The 16,487-nt window shown below is 62.1% G+C and carries 20 protein-coding genes and 1 pseudogene; all 21 read left to right on the forward strand.

Annotated features, from left to right (window positions below; genetic code table 11):
- The first annotated feature begins 208 nt into the window (after window positions 1-208).
- The 21 genes and pseudogenes from ACOYW2_RS28880 (at window position 209) to ACOYW2_RS28980 (ending at window position 16,451) form a co-directional block, all read left to right on the forward strand.
- Entirely contained in the window at window positions 209-589 is a 381-nt protein-coding gene (locus tag ACOYW2_RS28880; RefSeq protein WP_482414616.1) for a response regulator, read from the forward strand.
- A gap of 185 nt (window positions 590-774) precedes the next feature.
- Window positions 775-990, forward strand: a complete 216-nt coding sequence (gvpA, locus tag ACOYW2_RS28885; protein ID WP_092209254.1) for a gas vesicle structural protein GvpA — start codon at window positions 775-777, stop codon at window positions 988-990.
- 270 nt (window positions 991-1,260) lie between these two features.
- Complete coding sequence (locus ACOYW2_RS28890) at window positions 1,261-1,917, forward strand: hypothetical protein (RefSeq protein ID WP_482768845.1); 657 nt, start codon at window positions 1,261-1,263, stop codon at window positions 1,915-1,917.
- 124 nt (window positions 1,918-2,041) lie between these two features.
- A complete protein-coding gene (locus ACOYW2_RS28895; protein ID WP_482768846.1) occupies window positions 2,042-2,998 on the forward strand; it encodes a hypothetical protein in 957 nt (318 codons plus the stop codon).
- Window positions 2,999-3,066: 68 nt separating this feature from the next.
- Window positions 3,067-4,014, forward strand: a complete 948-nt coding sequence (gene gvpN / locus ACOYW2_RS28900) for a gas vesicle protein GvpN (protein ID WP_482768847.1) — start codon at window positions 3,067-3,069, stop codon at window positions 4,012-4,014.
- Window positions 4,014-4,346, forward strand: a complete 333-nt coding sequence (locus ACOYW2_RS28905; RefSeq protein WP_482768848.1) for a hypothetical protein — start codon at window positions 4,014-4,016, stop codon at window positions 4,344-4,346. The genes gvpN and ACOYW2_RS28905 overlap by 1 nt, the downstream gene beginning before the upstream one ends.
- Window positions 4,347-4,382: 36 nt before the next feature.
- Window positions 4,383-5,132: a GvpL/GvpF family gas vesicle protein gene (locus ACOYW2_RS28910; protein ID WP_482414621.1), complete on the forward strand. Its 750-nt coding sequence runs from the start codon at window positions 4,383-4,385 to the stop codon at window positions 5,130-5,132.
- A 64-nt stretch (window positions 5,133-5,196) separates the two neighbouring features.
- Complete coding sequence (locus ACOYW2_RS28915; protein WP_482768849.1) at window positions 5,197-5,733, forward strand: Hsp20/alpha crystallin family protein; 537 nt, start codon at window positions 5,197-5,199, stop codon at window positions 5,731-5,733.
- A 7-nt stretch (window positions 5,734-5,740) separates the two neighbouring features.
- A complete protein-coding gene (locus ACOYW2_RS28920; RefSeq protein WP_482768850.1) occupies window positions 5,741-7,867 on the forward strand; it encodes a CDC48 family AAA ATPase in 2,127 nt (708 codons plus the stop codon).
- Entirely contained in the window at window positions 7,857-8,894 is a 1,038-nt protein-coding gene (locus ACOYW2_RS28925; RefSeq protein ID WP_482768851.1) for a GvpL/GvpF family gas vesicle protein, read from the forward strand. Before ACOYW2_RS28920 ends, ACOYW2_RS28925 begins: the two co-directional genes overlap by 11 nt.
- Window positions 8,891-9,559, forward strand: a complete 669-nt coding sequence (locus tag ACOYW2_RS28930; protein ID WP_482768852.1) for a hypothetical protein — start codon at window positions 8,891-8,893, stop codon at window positions 9,557-9,559. Before ACOYW2_RS28925 ends, ACOYW2_RS28930 begins: the two co-directional genes overlap by 4 nt.
- Before the next feature lie 13 nt (window positions 9,560-9,572).
- Window positions 9,573-10,316: a GvpL/GvpF family gas vesicle protein gene (locus ACOYW2_RS28935; protein ID WP_482768853.1), complete on the forward strand. Its 744-nt coding sequence runs from the start codon at window positions 9,573-9,575 to the stop codon at window positions 10,314-10,316.
- Window positions 10,317-10,320: 4 nt separating this feature from the next.
- Window positions 10,321-10,569 (forward strand): gas vesicle protein GvpG, encoded by a 249-nt coding sequence (locus tag ACOYW2_RS28940; RefSeq protein WP_180137256.1) that lies wholly within the window; start codon window positions 10,321-10,323, stop codon window positions 10,567-10,569.
- Window positions 10,570-10,603: 34 nt separating this feature from the next.
- A pseudogene (gene gvpO, locus ACOYW2_RS28945) lies at window positions 10,604-10,873 on the forward strand (gas vesicle protein GvpO); the annotation flags it as partial.
- Between the two features lie 4 nt (window positions 10,874-10,877).
- Entirely contained in the window at window positions 10,878-11,243 is a 366-nt protein-coding gene (locus ACOYW2_RS28950) for a gas vesicle protein (protein ID WP_180137254.1), read from the forward strand.
- Between the two features lie 3 nt (window positions 11,244-11,246).
- Complete coding sequence (locus tag ACOYW2_RS28955) at window positions 11,247-11,561, forward strand: hypothetical protein (RefSeq protein ID WP_482768854.1); 315 nt, start codon at window positions 11,247-11,249, stop codon at window positions 11,559-11,561.
- Window positions 11,551-11,847: a gas vesicle protein K gene (locus ACOYW2_RS28960; RefSeq protein WP_482768855.1), complete on the forward strand. Its 297-nt coding sequence runs from the start codon at window positions 11,551-11,553 to the stop codon at window positions 11,845-11,847. The genes ACOYW2_RS28955 and ACOYW2_RS28960 overlap by 11 nt, the downstream gene beginning before the upstream one ends.
- Before the next feature lie 207 nt (window positions 11,848-12,054).
- Entirely contained in the window at window positions 12,055-13,098 is a 1,044-nt protein-coding gene (locus ACOYW2_RS28965) for a GvpL/GvpF family gas vesicle protein (protein WP_482768856.1), read from the forward strand.
- A gap of 4 nt (window positions 13,099-13,102) precedes the next feature.
- Window positions 13,103-13,750 (forward strand): gas vesicle protein, encoded by a 648-nt coding sequence (locus ACOYW2_RS28970; RefSeq protein ID WP_482768857.1) that lies wholly within the window; start codon window positions 13,103-13,105, stop codon window positions 13,748-13,750.
- Between the two features lie 45 nt (window positions 13,751-13,795).
- A complete protein-coding gene (locus ACOYW2_RS28975) occupies window positions 13,796-15,592 on the forward strand; it encodes an Hsp70 family protein (RefSeq protein WP_482768858.1) in 1,797 nt (598 codons plus the stop codon).
- Window positions 15,528-16,451 (forward strand): Hsp20/alpha crystallin family protein, encoded by a 924-nt coding sequence (locus tag ACOYW2_RS28980; RefSeq protein WP_482768859.1) that lies wholly within the window; start codon window positions 15,528-15,530, stop codon window positions 16,449-16,451. Before ACOYW2_RS28975 ends, ACOYW2_RS28980 begins: the two co-directional genes overlap by 65 nt.
- Window positions 16,452-16,487: the final 36 nt, after the last annotated feature.

The following is a 16,487-nucleotide window of genomic DNA, read 5'->3' on the forward strand; positions in this document are numbered from 1 at the left end:
GTGTGGGTGTGGGGTGCGGGTGCCCTTCCCCGAACGGGGGGTAGATTGCCCGAAACCCTGATTTTCGGGCATTTTTCGTGATGGCGGGTGGTGGTACGCAAGTTGCATTAACTTGATGTAATGCGTAGCCAATATTCAACAATTTGTTAATTAAAAATAAAAATATCAGCCATGAAAAATGAATGAAAAACCTCCCTTGATATTGCTTGTGGAAGATTCGGACGAGTTGCTCTGGGTGGTCGCCAATATCCTTGATGCCGCAGGGTTTCATGTGGAGGCGGCCCTGAGCGGCGGCGAGGCTCTGGAAGAGTGGGGCCGCCACCCCGAGACAGCGCTGGTGATTTTGAACTATCGCCTTCCGGACATGAGCGGGCTGAGTGTGCTCCGAAGGCTTCGGGAGAGGGGGTACACCCGCCCGGTCATCGCCATTTCCGGGTTCGGGACCCGGGAGGTGAAAGAGGGGTTTTTGAGCAAAGGGGCCTTTGCGTTTCTTGAAAAACCCTTCGACATGCATGTGCTCATCGGTCAGTGCCGCATGGCCCTCAATGGCCAGCCGGGGATGAAGCCCGAGGCCGTGAACCAGGCCTAAGGGGCCGAGGGGACCGGACTCTCCGGGGAGGTTTTAACGAAGACGAGATTTCAGCATCCGGTGCAGGGCGGCCGGGTGCTGGACAGCGGAACGGCGGGCAACTTTCCGCGGTTCCAGGCACGTCCGGCGGTTGGTTTGTGATGAGACCGCATTGTTACTTACCCTTACGACAAAGGAGTGTAGCCATGGCAGTTGAAAAAACCAATGCATCGTCAAGCCTTGTGGAAGTTGTGGACCGGATCCTTGACAAGGGTGTGGTCGTGGATGCCTGGGCCAGGGTTTCCCTGGTGGGCATCGAGCTGTTGGCAGTGGAGGCCCGGGTCGTTCTTGCCGGTGTGGACACCTACCTCAAGTATGCCGAGGCCGTGGGCCTGACGGCAACGGCGACCACAACAGCCTAACATCAACGCGGAGGTGAGATCGGCAGGTATCCTTGAGGGCATCGAAGGCGCCTTTCAGCGCCCCTTTGATCACGACGCGAACCTTAAGCATATCTGGTATCTCGGGTGTTGATGGCAATGGATGGGACCGATCCCCGGGCGGCTGCAAAAGGCCCCCCAAAAAAGGGACGGCGCCATTTAAAAAAACCGTCAATCAATCCGACAATACCCCGCGGAGCCAAACCATTCTGGTTATTGTCCGATTTATTGACGGTTTTTGAACATAAGATCATGGAAAAAATAGGTGGGCGCATGGGCACCGGTGAGGAGTTGAGGCAACTGGCGGAGAGCATCATCGATTCCTATGAAGGGCGCGTCAAGACAGTGTGTGCCTTGATGGCACAGGCCCACGAGGTGCTGGTGACCTACCGGTCCGACCTGGCCGCCATGGTGGTCGAGGTCCGGTCCAACCTGGCCTCCTCCCGCAGCCTGAGGCGCAAGGATTTTGACGCCATGGTGGGGGATGTCCTGGACCGGCACCATCGGATCGAAACAGAGGCCGCCGGTCACCTGATTCGGTTTCGAACGGAAGAAGAGGAGGTGATCGAGCGGTTGCGTCACATCATCAGCAGCGGGTGCGCAACCCCCCTTGAGGATGTGGAGTTCATCCGCGAAGAGATCCTGTCCCGGCAGAAGGAACGGGAACTGGAGGTGATCGGCATCTTGAAGCGGTTTCAGGTGGAGCAGGTGGAACTTAAAATCGGCCTGCGCAAGCTCCTGGACAAGGGGGGCGAGGTGAAGGTGAAGGACCTGAAGACCATGCTCAAGGCGATCAGGGCCCAACAGAGCGAGACAAACCAGACGCTTTTTGCCTTTCTGGACGACTTTGACCGGATGCGATGCCGCGTCCAGGGGCAGTGGCAGCAGGTGGCCCGTCTGAGCAGTTGATGGGAGGAGCCCCGGTCTGTGCCGGGCGGCGTAATGCCGGTGCGGTCGGAAGTATTCAACAACACGCGCAAGGGACGCTGAGCAACGGGCGTCCTTTGGGTCGGCAGTCCATGGAGAGGGTATCATGTCAACAACCCAGGATTTCAATCGGTTGGGGGAGGAGATCGCACAGGCTTACGAATTGCGATATCTCTTCAGGGAAAAAATGCAGCAGGAGTTTTCCGACATCAAAAAGGGGACGGCAGAGCTGCTCGGATCCCTGGCAGAACATCGGTTTGAAATGGGGCAGGATCTGAAGGCGGGGTTGAAGCAGTTCACCGATGAGCTCGGGGAGAAGGACCAGAAGCGCCAGAAAGGGGCAGAGGATGCGTCTCAGGATCGCATGGCGCAGATCGATGCCCTCCGGGCGGACATGCGGCAGATGGAGGCCGAGACCCGCAGTTTTCTGGAGGGCCTGGAGGGGGCGCACCGGGCCATGGGCGAGAGCCTGAAGTCGGAGTTGGCCGAGTTTGCCAAGGCCTTTGGTTCCCAGTCCAAAAAGGATTTGACCCGCCGCGTCCAGGAGATCAAGAGCAGGCGGGACGATGTGGGCACCATGCGGGGAGAGATCCGCTCTTTTCTCGGAGGGCTTGCCAAGACCCGGGAAGCCATGGAGCGTGCCCGCAAATCAGGCTTGAAGGCTTTTGAAGAGGAGCGAAAGGCCGGTGTGCAGGACTTTCTGGACACGGTGCGAACGGAGCACCAGGAGGTGGCCGCTGCCTGGCAGGGGGTCTTGACCAAAATTACCTCGGTGTTAGAGCGGCATGCCCGGGAGAGCCAGGGCAAAGGCAAAACGAAGGGCGGGACACAGGCAGATGGGGCGGGGGCCTCTTCAGCGGCCGCCGAGGGAGAGGCCGGAGACCTGGGCCGGCTTAAGGCCGAGATCACTGAGACCCTTTCGGCCCATCCGGACGGGCTGAAGATGACCCAGATCGCAGAGATCCTTGGCATCGGGCAGTGGCGGATGCTCATTCCCATCATGCGAGACCTTCAGGATGCCGGCACGATCCGGAAAGAGGGGGCCCTCTACGTTTCCGAGTGATGGCGAGAATTCAATTTTGTGCGCCATCGTCATCCCCATGAGGTGGTGCCTGTGCAAAGGAGAGTGCCATGTCCATAGCTCACCCCACCACCGTCCTTGAGCCCCGTTCCATGTCCGATTTTGTGGAGACGCCCTACATCAAAGGTGTGGCGGACCGGGCCCTGGGGTACATCACCGCAGGGTTTCCCGTTCACCTTCGGGGCATTTCCGGCACCGGAAAGACCACCCTGGCCATTCACATCGCCGCCAAGCTGGAACGCCCCCTGATCCTGATCCACGGGGACGAGGAGTTCTCCACTTCAAACCTCATCGGCAGCGAAAACGGATACAGAATCAGCAAGGTCCGGGACAACTTCATCCATTCGGTGCTGAAAACCGAGGAGAACATGAGCAAGCAGTGGGTGGACAACCGCCTGACCGTGGCCTGCAAATACGGGTTTACCCTGATTTACGACGAGTTCACCCGATCCCGCCCCGAGGCCAACAACGTGCTGCTCTCCGTGCTCCAGGAGCGGATGCTGGACATTCCCACCACGGGCAACGGGGACAGCAACTACGTCAAGGTGCACCCCGATTTTACGGCGATTTTCACCAGCAACCCCGAAGAGTACGCAGGCGTCCATCGCAGCCAGGACGCCTTAAGGGATCGCATGGTGACCCTGGATCTTGACTACTTTGACGAGGAGACCGAGGTGGGCATTGTCCATTCCCGCTCGGGGGTCTCCTACGATGACTCTAAAAAGATCGTGGGCATTGTCCGGGGCCTGCGGGACTCGGAGGTGTTCGAGTTTGCCCCTACCATCCGGGGTTGCCAGATGATCGCCAAGACCGCCAGGGTGTTGGGGGCCTCCGTGGACAAGGACGATTCAACGTTTCGTCAGATCTGTGTGGACATTCTCTCATCGGAGACCACCCGCATCGGAAGCAGGGCCACCAAGGAGAAGGTGACCAAAGAACTCTTCAAGCTCATCGACAAGCACTGCAACGGCAAAGCCAAAGGCAAGGGGGGAGGGTGATGGCAAAACATCGGCACGGAAAAGACATCTACCGCCGAAGTTACGGCAACATGCGAACCCCCATCAAGCACAACCTCGCGGCCAAGTTTCGCCCGGTGCAGTCGGGTTACCTTGAGATGTTTATTCTGGACAAGCACCGGACCCGTTTGCGGCAGGAACGGGCCAACCTGCTGCGACGGGTTCATGAGATCGAGGCCGAGCTGGTAGGCCTGGATGCCAAGATTCGTGAGATGAGAAGCGGGGTGGAGGAGGAGATGGAGCAGATGGACGAGGAGCAGGTGGAAAAGCAGGGGCCCGAGAGCGGAATACGGACCATGCCACTGGGGTACTGACGGGTCACCATCTGCGCTTTCTATATGGGGTGAGGCATGAGACAGGACGGCAAATACGTGTACTGCATCATGGGTGAAAACGACGGCAGGAACTTCGGGCCCAGGGGCATCGGGGGGCGGGAGGATGTTGTCACCACCATCGGGTACAAGGACATCAGCGCGGTGATCAGCAACACCCCCATGACCCGCTACGTCATCAGCCGGGAGAACCTGACCCACCATGAGAAGGTGATCGAAGCGGTGATGAAGGAGTACACCATTTTGCCGGTGCGCTTCTGCACCATTGCCGAAAGCACCGAAGAGATCCGGACCCTTCTGCGAAACCGCTACGCCGAGTTCAAGGGGTTGCTCAGGGACATGGACAACAAGATCGAGATGGGGATCAAGGCGTACTGGAAAGGGATGCCCGGGGTGTTTCAGGAGATCGATCGGGACGATGCGTCCGTGAAAGAGCTCAAACATAAGCTTGGGGGCAGGGGAGGGGACGACGCCGGGATCAAGGAGGCCCTGGGAAAGGCCGTTGAGAAGGCCCTGGCCGTGAAGAAGGCCGATGAGAGCTGGCCCCTGGTGAACCGCCTGCGGCGGATTTCCGTGGACGTCAAAGCCAAGGAGCCCCAGGCCGGAGCCATGGTGTGCAATGTGGCCTGCCTCATCGATCGGACCCGGGAACGGGAGTTCGACTATGTGGTGGAGGAGCTGGCCGAGGCAAACGAGGGGCGTTATGCCTTTGCCTACGTGGGCCCGGCGCCTCCCTTTCATTTCGTCAACATTGAAATCAAAGCGTGATGGTCGCCCCGGCAGACGGAGCGGGGAGCCATCAGGCACCATCAGCAAGGCACGGGGGTAGGCAATGAGCGACAAGGAAAGATCCGACAGGAAGATGGAAGCCCACGGAGATTTCGGTTTCGGGGGGCTCTTGAAAGGACTCGGCAACCTCATCGACGCCGCCGCCAAGCTGGCCGAGACCGGCGAGGGCCAGAAGCGAACCGGAGAGTTTGACCTGAGCAGCCTGGACAAGATCAAGGGGCTCAAGGACATTCGGGGGGTCTACGGCATCAACGTGCGGACCCTGCAGGACGGCAGCCCCGTTGTGCAGTCCTTCGGCAACATCAAAAAGAGCCCCAAGGGGCCCGTGGTGGAGGAGGTGCGCGAACCCATTGCGGACCTTTTTGAAGAGGAGGGCCAGGTCCGGGTGGTGGTGGAGATGCCGGGGGTGGAGGCCGAAGAGATCTCGGTATCCGTCTCCGACGACATCCTGACCATCCACGCCGAGGGCAAGAACCGGGAGTACCAGAAGGAGGTGCTGCTGTCCGAGCCGGCCGAGAAGGACCAGGTGAACTGGACGTACAAGAACGGGATTCTGGAGATTACCCTAACCATGGATTAGAGGCCCTATGGATAAGACAAGCCTGACCCTGAAGGTAAAGGAGGCGGAGTCCAAGGACGTGGGCCGCGGCATCGTGCGGTTCGATCCTGCGGATTTTCCCGGCATCGGCGTGGAGGTGGGCGATATCGTCGAGATCAAGGGCAAACGAACCACCGTGGCCAAGGTGATGCCGGCCTTTATGGAGGATCGCGGCCAGGGATGGGTGTGCCTGGACGGCATCGCCCGGGACAACGCCCAGGTGGGCCTGGACGAGAAGGTCAGCATTGCGCCCTGTGGCTGCAAGCCCGCCCAGAAACTGACGGTGAGCCCTTTGACGCCCCTGCGGTCCTACGACTCCACCTACATCGGGAGCCTTCTGGAGGGCATCCCCCTTGTGACGGGGGACACGGTGCGGGCCAAGCTTTTCGGGGCCCAGACCCGGGACTTTCAGGTGACGGGAACCAAGCCCGACGGGGTGGTCATTATCCGTCCCGAGACGGCGGTGGTGATCCAGGAGCCCCGGGAGAAGGGAGAGGTGAAGTCGGCCCGGGTCTCCTACGAAGACGTGGGGGGCCTGGGCAAGGAGATCCGGCGGATCCGGGAGATGATCGAGCTCCCCTTGAAGTACCCCCAGGTCTTTGACCGATTGGGCATCGACCCCCCCAAGGGGGTGCTCCTGCACGGTCCCCCCGGCTGCGGCAAGACCATGATCGCCCGGGCCGTGGCCAACGAGACCGATGCCTTCTTCAGCCACCTGAGCGGGCCGGAGATCATGAACAAGCTCTACGGGGAGAGCGAGGCCAACCTGAGGCGCATCTTCGACGAGGCCTCGGCCCGTGCCCCCAGCATCATTTTTCTTGATGAGATCGACGCCATCGCCCCCAAGCGGGAGGAGATGGGCGGGGAAAAACAGGTGGAAAAACGGGTGGTGGCTCAGCTTCTGACCCTCATGGACGGGCTCTCCTCCAGGGGGCAGGTGATGGTCATCGGCGCCACCAACATCCCCAATGTCATCGACCCCGCCTTAAGGCGCCCCGGACGGTTCGACCGCGAAATCGAGATCAGCATTCCGGACCGCAACGGCCGCCTGGAGATCCTCACCATCTACACCCAGGGGATGCCCCTGGCCGACGACGTGGACCTTGCAAAAGTCTCTGAGATCACTCACGGCTACGTGGGGGCCGACCTGGAGGCCCTCTGCCGGGAGGCGGCCATGGCCTCCCTTCGCAACATCTTTCCCCGCATCGACTTTGAGTTGGAGGAGATTCCCATGGATACCCTGCTGAACCTGCAGGTGACCATGGGCGATTTCACCGAGGCCATGAAAGGCATCGAGCCCTCGGCCATCCGGGAAGTCTTCACCGAGGTGCCCAACGTCACCTGGGGGGATGTGGGCGGGCTGGACGGGGTAAAATCCCTGCTCAAAGAGACCATTGAATGGCCCCTGGCCTATGCCCCTCTGTTTGAGCGGGCAAATACCTCCCCTGCCCGGGGGATCCTTCTCCACGGCCCCCCCGGAACGGGCAAGACCCTTTTGGCCAAGGCCGTAGCCTCGGAGTCCGGGTCGGTCACTCCCGTCAAGGGCCCGGAGCTCCTCTCCAAGTGGGTGGGGGACAGCGAAAAGGGGGTGCGGGAGATCTTCCGCAAAGCCCGCCTGGCCTCTCCCTGCATTGTGTTTGTGGATGAGATCGACAGCCTGGTGCCCCAGCGAGGCATGCACGGGTCTTCGGCCGTCACCGACCGGGTGATCAGCCAGTTCCTGACGGAAATGGACGGCATTGAGGAGCTCAACGGCATTGCGGTGCTGGCGGCCACCAATCGCGTGGACCTCATTGACGCGGCCCTGCTTCGTTCCGGCCGTTTCGATTTCCACCTGGAGCTGCCCCCTCCGGACGGGGGGGCGCGCCGCGAGATTTTTTCCGTGCATACCAAGGGCAAGCCCCTGGCGGACGGCATCGATCTCAACGCCCTGGTGGCGGCCACCGAGGGCATGGTGGGGGCCGACATCGAGTTTATCTGCAAGGCCGCGGCCATGGCTGCCATCCGAGCCTTTATTGCCTCCGGGGAGAATGAGACGGAGCGGTTTGAGATCACCATGGGCCATTTTGAAGAGGCCGTGGAAACGCGTCAGAGGGATCGGGGCGATGGACGGTAACGCACTCTACCTTTACGGCTTCATGACCGCTGATGCCCCCTTGCGCCTGGGGCCCTTCGGGCTGGACAACGGGGAGGTCGTCCTCAAAGGCGGTCCGGGCCTTGCCGTGGCTGCAAGCGAGGTGGCCCCCGTGGACTTTCCGAGGCTGCCCCGGGACACCCTTTTGAAGTACGTGGCCGAGCACCAGCGGGTCCTTGAAGGGATGATGGTCCGGGGCCCGGTGATCCCCTTGAAGTTCGGTACGGTTTTGGGGCGGGGCTCTGAGGTGGAGGCCCTGCTGGCCAACGGTCGCTCCCGGATCCTGGCGGCCTTTGAAACGGCCTGCGGCAAGACGGAGCTGGATGTGGTGGCCCGTTTCAGTGATTTTGAGCGGGAGCTCAGGGAGATCGGCACCTCCGAGGCTGTGTCCCATTTCCGGCGCGAAGCGGTGCTGGCCTCCGAGGCTGATCGGCAGAAGGCCCGGATGACCCTGGGCAAGATGGTCAAGGCGGAGCTGGAGCAGAAACGTAAAGGGTATGCCGAGGCCATCGTCGAGGGGCTCAAAGGGGCTTCGGCGGCTCTTGCCCCCCTTGAAGTGCGGGACGATGCCGTCATCGTCAGCCTGGCTGCCCTGGTGGAAGAAAAGGAGGCGCCCCGCTTTGAAGAGGCCCTCACCGATCTGGATCGGCGCCTTGAAGACCGGGTCGACTTTCGCCTCATCGGGCCCCTTCCCTGCAACAGCTTTTACACCCTGTCCGTCCAGCAGGTGGACTTTGCCGAGATCGACGGGGCCCGAAGGTGCCTCTCCCTTCCCGAGCGCGTGACCCCGTCGGATATCCGGGAGGCTTACCGGCTTATGGTCCGGGATTGCCATCCGGACAGCAGCTCCCACGGAGGCCTTGAGGCAGGCCGGTTTGAGGACGTGAGCAAATCGTACCGGCTGCTCCTGGCGTTGTGCGGGGAGGGGCCGGTCTCCTTTGCAAAGGGCGGTGAGAGCCGGTGGCTGACGGTTCAACGGTCGGATCAAACCGGCAGGGGGGGGCCATGAGAGAGCTGATCCTGGTACCCATGATCCATTCCGACCCCGACTTGGGGGCGGCCGCCGAGAAGATCCGGCTCATGCGGGAAAAACTTTACGGACCGGACCGGCTTGCGCGCCACGAAGCGGTGGTGACGGCCTTCTGGGGAGGGGTGGAGCAGCGCCTGGGAGCCGAAGATGCCCACCGGCTCAAGATCTATCAGGACAGCATGGTGGAGGCCGGCGAGATCGGCGATGCGGTGGTGCGGGAACTGGCCGCCAAGGGCAGCCCCAACTTCCTGTGCATCTCCCGCCTCATGGCGCAGGGGGCGGAAATCCGCAAGACCGAGGATCTTGCCCTGATTCGCCGGGAGTACGAACTCACCATGAACCTGGTGCAGGCCCGGTCCCTGTGGCAGAAGCTCTATCGCCTGGCCCTGTCGCGGTTTCAAAGACGGGGGCTCCTGAAGCGCCGGGACCGGTTCATGGCGCATCGGATCAACACGACCCTGGAAGACGGGGAGGTGGGCGTTCTATTTGTGGGGGCGGCCCATCAGGTGCAGCAACACATTGACGCGGATATTGGCGTGGAACCTTTCAAAACGCCCGGGCTGGTCCGGGCATACATGAAGGCGGTGAAGCGTCGCGGGGGAGAAGAGGAACTCCTTCGCCTGGGCGAGGAACTGATCGGGTGACACAAAGGTGACTATGGGCCAATACATCTATGCAGTGGCCGCAACGGGCGAGGAACGGACCCTGGAACTTGGCGGCATTGACGAGGAAGGGGGCCAGGTGTCCATCATCTGCCATCGGGACATCGGGGCGGTGGTGAGCCCGTCGCCGGTGACGGAGTATGCGGTGAACCGGAAAAACACCATGGCCCACCAGACCGTCATGGAGCAGGTGATGGCCGAGACCCCCATCCTGCCGGTGAAGTTCGGTACCGTGGGCGACGGGGCAGAGGCCATCCGGACGAAGCTTCTGGCCGAGCGTTACGATGAGCTCAAGGCAAAGCTGGCCTACGTGGCGGACAAGGTGGAGCTCGGGCTCAAGGTGCTGTGGACCGACCCGTCCCAGGCATATCGGGAGATTGTGGAGGAGAACCGGCAGATCCAGAGGCTCAGGGACCGGCTCAATACGCAGAAAGGCGGGGCGCGCAAGGAGCAGATCCGGCTGGGTGAGATGGTGGCAGGCGCCCTGGCCCGGAAGCGCGAGGCCCTGGATACGCGTATCGGGTCGTTTTTCGACGGGCTCTGGGTGGAGCAGAAGAAAAACCCGCCTTTTGGGGACCGGATGATCACCCACAGCGTCTTTCTCGTGGCCCGGGACAAGGAGAGGGCCTTTGATGAGGCGGTGCACCGGCTGGACGAGAGCACCGAGGGGCGCATGAAGATCAAGTATGTGGGGCCTGTCCCCCCAAACCATTTTATCGAGCTGGTGGTCAGGTGGTAGACCCATGGTGCTGATTCTCGACGACATATTGCTGGCGCCTGTGAAGATGACCGTGTGGGTGGCCGGAAAGCTGCGGGACACGGCGCTTCAGGAGATGACCGACGAAGCCGGCATCCATGAAGAGCTTTTGCACCTCCAGATGCAGTTTGAGATGGAGGAGATTGACGAGGCGGAGTTCGACCGGAAGGAGCAGGCGCTGATGGACCGGCTGGACCGGGCTCGGCGTTTGAAAAAAGAGATGGACGAAGGTTGAACAACCCCTTCAACCCTGGACAAAAAAGGACACAGCCATGGCGATTTCATTTACCGAGGCCATTCAGAAAGCCCGCGAGGAGCTCAACATGCTCATCGGGCTTGAGATCGATTCCACGGTGAGCGCCGAGCCCAACGCCGAAGGCTGGCGGGTGACGCTCGAAGCCATCGAGAAAAGAGCCATTCCCGACAGCCTGGACATCCTGGGGGTGTACGAGACCATGCTCGACGACGAGGGAAAGGTATCGGAGTTCAGGCGGGTCCGCATGCGCAAACGTACCGACACCGACGATCCGGAGGGTTGATTATATGAGCCTGGAACCGACCCGGGAAAGCAGTGGAAGCCTGGCCGATGTGGTGGACCGGATTCTGGACAAGGGGCTGGTGATCAACGCGGACATTGCCGTGTCCGTGGCCGGGGTGGAGCTCTTGGGGATCCGGATCCGGGCGGCCCTGGCCTCCTTTGAGACCGCGGCCAAGTACGGCTTGGAGTTCCCGTCCGGCACCGAGCTCCAGACGCCGGCCTGGGACGAGGCCCTTTCGGCCAAAGAGCATTGTCCCCAGTGCGAGAAGGTGCTCCCCGCCGAAGAGCTCATCACCACCGGTTGCCCCTGGTGCGGCTGGATCAGCGCCAAGGCGAGGCAATCGAACCCCGGCCTTACCACCTCGGTGTAACCCGTGTTCAAGACCCTCATGGACAAAGTCCGCCAGGGGCAGAAGGCGAAGCAGGTCCTTCGGCAACAGAGTGGGTACTGGACCCGATGCCCTTCCTGCGGCAAGGGCGTGGTGAAAAAGGTCCTGGTCAGCACCGGGTGCTATGTGTGCGGGGCAGGGCCTGAGGGGGGCGGGGACAACCGGGCCCCCCTGGCCTACAAGATTTCCTGTCCCGGGTGCGGCCGCCTTGTGGTGCGGGAGTCCATGGAACGGACCGGGTGCTACCTCTGCGGGTTCTCCCCGGAAGGAACGGACAAAGGCAACCCCCATGGCCATTGATATCGACGAGAACAACTTAAAGCACGGGGTGCTGGGGCTGGTGGTGGCCCTGGTGGAGGTGATCCAGGACGCCCTGCGGCTTCAAGCCATGAAGCGGGTGGAGGGGGGGAGCCTGTCGGACGAGGAGGTGGACCGGCTGGGCCAGGCCTTGATGGACCTGGACGAGGCCATTGCCGAGATCAAGGCCCAGCAGGGCATCTCCGAGGCCGTGAAAAACGTGCACCGCCGAACGGTGCACGACGTCCTGGAGAAAATGATCAACCCGAACCGCTGGTCCGGGCAATAAGGCCATACCTAAAAAGCGAGCCTCCGGCGGCAAGGTGGGGGCACCTTGAAACCCTATGGCGGATCCTTAGAAATAATGACGTAAGGCCTGTTTGTTAAACGTTGCAAACGTTTGGCCCCGGCAGGGCCGCCGGAGGCAATTTTGAACTGAATCGTTACGGCATGTTTCAACCGGTTGAGCCACACCCACCCCAACGGTTTTCTGCCCATGGACCCCATCCTCAGAGAGCGAGTGTTGCAAGAGATCCGGAGCCTGCTTGACGCATACCGGCCGGAGATCCAGCGGCTTGTGCGGGAGGCCTTTGTTCCCGAGCTGCAGCGGGTGATCCGGGATGAGATTGCCGGGGCGCTGGCCCCGGAGACACCGGTTTCCCCGGTGCCGTCCCCAGTGGTGGAGTCCCCGGCTGAGCCTAGGCCCTCTTCCCCGGAGGAGGCCTCGTCCCGGGAAGCGATCCCGGAGGAAACGCCCCGTGACCCCGGGGAGCCCGGAGAGGGGCGCTATGTCTACGCGGTGATCCGGGGAGAGGCCGGGCCTGTGCTGGGCCCCATGGGCATCGACGGCAGGGAGGTCCGCATCATCTGGGAGGATGGCTTAGGGGCCGTTGTCCACGACTGCACGGCCGCACCCTACGAGTCCACGGACGAGGAGACCGTGAAGCAGTGGCTGTTTGCCCATCAAGGGGTCATTGACCGCGCCTGGAGAGAGTTCGGTGGGGTGATCCCCCTCTCCTTTGACACCATCCTGGCAGGTGGTGAGGTGCAGGGGACCGACGAGACCGTGGCGGCGTGGCTCCGCCAAGGCCGGGAAGACTTTTCAGCCATGCTGGACCGTTTCGCCGGGCAGGCCGAGTACGGGGTGCAGGTGTTCTGGGACGCCCCGGCCATGATGGAGACCCTTGCCCAGGAGAGCGAGAGCGTCCGGCACATGACAGCAGACCTGGGCGACAAACCCAAAGGGGCGGCTTATCTGCATCGCCAGAAGATCGAGGCGATGCTGAAAAAGGAGCTGGAGACCAAGGCCGATCACTATTTCCGGGAATTTTTCAAGGACATCCAGGGGTGCGTCACCGAGGTCAAGATCGAGAAGACGAAAAAGGCCGAGGACCCTGCCCGGCAGATGATCATGAATCTTGCCTGCCTGCTGCCCGAGGCCAGAAGCGGGGAGTTGGGCCGGGAGCTTGAGCGTATTCAGGAGATGGCCTGGTTCTCCGTGACATTCACCGGCCCCTGGCCGCCCTACAGCTTTACGTGAGATCATGGAGCCCGAAAACCACACCAAAGCCACCCTGGTGGACCTCCTGGACCGCATCCTGGACAAAGGGTTGGTGATCCATGCAGACCTGGTGGTTTCCGTGGCCGGTATTCCCCTTATCGGGCTCAACCTCAAGGCGGCCCTGGCCGGTATGGAGACCATGGTGAAGTACGGGATGCTCAAGGATCTGGACGAGAGCATGCGGGCTCGGGAACGCGAAGCGCGTCAGCAAAAGGAGGTGTTGCTCCCCAACGGGGAGGAGGTGCTCTTTTCGGCCCACGGGGGATGGTATTGCTCCGAGGGGTTGCATCCGGCCTGGCGTTACGGGCACCTCTACCTTACCCGGGAGAGGCTCTTTGTCTACCAGCACCCCTTTGAACGCATGCTTTTTGAGGCCCCTTTAAAGGCTGTTGCCCGGTTCGGGGTACCGGAAGACGCCGCTTGCGAGGAGACAGAGATTCGAGAACTCCACCTGGTGATGGTGGATGGCCGGATCGAAAAGCTCAGGAGCGGGGAGGCGCCCCGGCTTCAGGAGTGTCTGGCGCAGCGGGTGGACTCCGGTGTCAGCCTCGACAAGGGCGTCTGGAAGACCATCTGGCAGGGGAACCGGCCCGGCGATGATGTGCTTCCCATGGAGACGGTGTGCAAATAGGCGTGCAGGCATCTGCGTAACGCATCACTTACAATGAGGCAGCCCATGGACCGAGTCATCGGCATCGACCTTGGAACCTCCAACACGGTGGCCGCCGTGGTGGACAACGGACGGGCCCACATCATCCCCAACAAAGAGGGGGAGCGCCTGACGCCGTCGGTGTATGCGGAGACCGGGGACGGGCGTCGGCTTGTGGGGAGCGCGGCCAGGCAGCGGCTTGCAGAGGGGGGCGGTGATGCGGTCTCCAGCGTCAAGCGGCTCATGGGCAGCGGCAGGCAAGTGATGGTCCGGGGGACGCCCCGGTTACCGAAAGAGATCTCGGCGGCCATTCTGGAAAGGGTCAGGGCCGATGCCGAGGAGGCCCTGGGTGGCTCCGTGACCCAGGCGGTGATCACCGTGCCGGCCTATTTCCATCACGCCGCCCGGGAAGAGACCCGTCAGGCTGGACAGGCAGCTGGCTTTGAGGTGCTCAGGATCATCAACGAGCCCACGGCCGCAGCCCTGGCCTACGGTCTTCATCGTCAGGAACTCTCCACGGTGCTGGTCTGGGATTTAGGGGGAGGCACCTTTGACGTCTCCGTTCTGGAGCTTGCCGAGGGTTTTTTTGAGGTGCGCGCGGTGTGCGGGGACAACCGCCTCGGCGGGGACGACTGGGACCGGCGTTTTGCCGACCACGTGGCTGCACGGATCAAGGCGGCGTGCGGTGTGGATATCCGGGGCGACTCCCAGATGCTGGCGCGGGTGGGGCTGGTGTGCGAAGGGGTGAAAAAAAGATTGTCGGATAAGCCGGTGGCAAGGCTTTCCCTGCAGCACCTGTCCGGGGCGCCCCGGAGTGTGGCGGCCTTTGAGGAGGTCATGGCGCGGTCTGCCTTTGAGGCGGTAACCGACGACCTGGCGAATCGGCTTATTGCCCCCACGGAGCGCGCCCTCTCCGATGCGGGGCTCACGGCCGCCGGTATCGACAGGGTCCTTCTGGTGGGCGGGGCCACCCGCATGCCCGGTATTCGGGCCCTTGCCGAGTCTTTTTTCCGGCAGCGCCCCTTTCTGGACGTCAATCCCGACGAGGTGGTGGCCATCGGGGCGGCGGTGCAGGCCGGGATCATCACCGGGCAGATCCGCGACGTGGTGCTGGTGGACGTCACCCCCCTGTCCCTCGGCATCGAGTCCCAGGGCGGGCTCTTTGCCCGCATCATCCCCCGGAATACCACCATTCCCACCTCGGCGCAGGAGCTCTTCACCACGGCCCGCGACGATCAGGAGAACATGGACATCCACGTGCTGCAGGGGGAGCGGGAGATGGCCACGGACAACATCAGCCTGGGGGCGTTTCAGCTCTCGGGCATTCCTCCCCTTCCCCGGGGACAGGCCCACGTGGAGGTCTGTTTTTCCATCGACGCCGACGGCATCGTCACGGTCTCTGCCGAGAATCTCCAGACGGAAGCCAGGGAAACCCTCTCCATGGAAGCCATGAAAAATTTGAAAGACGAAGAGGTGAGCCGGGTGCTTGCCGATGCCGAGGCCTGTGCCCATGGGGACCTGGAGAAGCGGGAACAGATCGAGGCCGCCACTCGGGCAGAGACCTTGATGCGGTCCGTGGAGGCGCTTCTGGAGGACCCTTCAGCCTCCCTTGCCGAGACCCTGGTCAAGGAAATTGAAGCCCATGTTGCCCTGTGCCGGGACGCCCTCAAGCGGGGCAGCGCCCTTGAGATCAGGAGCCGTTGCGCGGCATTGCAGTCCCTTGTGTCAACCTCCGACCCCCATGCAAAGGAAGCCGGCCATGAGACCCCGATTGAGCTCCATGCCCCCTTTGACCAAACCCGCCCCGCCCCTGAAGCCCCATGAGACCCTTATCCTGAGGGACCAGGGGGGCTTCAGGGCGCATCCGGGGGCGGGCTGGAAGGTGGTGGAGTGCCTGCTCACGGACAGGCGGTTGATTCTCTGGCAGCTCAGGACGGTTCTTCTGGAGATTCCCCTGGGGTCCATCACGGACCTGCGCATGGGGACTTTTTACTATGTGCTGCGTAAACGCCATGCCCTGGGGGTGTGTTACCACCCCGGCGGAACCCTGCGCCCCCGGATGGTCTGGCTTATTGTCAATGGGGCAGCCATCTGGAAAGCCAGGCTGTTCCAGATGGCCCTGCTGAAGGTGGATGAGTCCCTGATTGAAACCCTTGCCGGGAAGCTCGACGACAGCTGCCGGGCCATTCTCATGTATCTCTGGGAACAGGGCCACGCAAGGATCGCAGACCTTGCCGAGGTCTGCGGAACAGACAACCACATGGACGTGCTGATGCACATCAGGGATGCCATCAACCCCGTGGCCCTCAAGACCATGGGCTGTCCCATCCTCACCTTTGAACGCAAACGGGTGGACCCGGCGTCCGGGGAGGCTGTTCTTTTCAGCTGGTGGCTTGCCGGAAGCCCGGGGAAGCGGCACCCTTCCTCCGAACGCCTGCTGGATCTCTTTGACGAGGGCGGTCACTATCAGGTCATCTTGGATGTCAAAGGAGTGGGGCGAAGCGATCTTCATGTGGGGGTGGAGGGCAGGGAGCTGACCGTTGCGTCCCGTCATCCGACGGCTCCGTGGGTGGAGCGGTTTGAGCTGCCCGAAAAGGTCGTGTTCGACGCCCACCGGGTGAGCCTGAAAAACACCCTGCTTGAGATCTGCCTGCAAAAGGCCGAGGGCGGCCATGGCCTCTGATTTCGCATTGTCCCGGCCGCCCATGGCCGGGACCGT

It is taken from the genome of Desulfoluna sp. CLI2B (genome assembly GCF_056847375.1).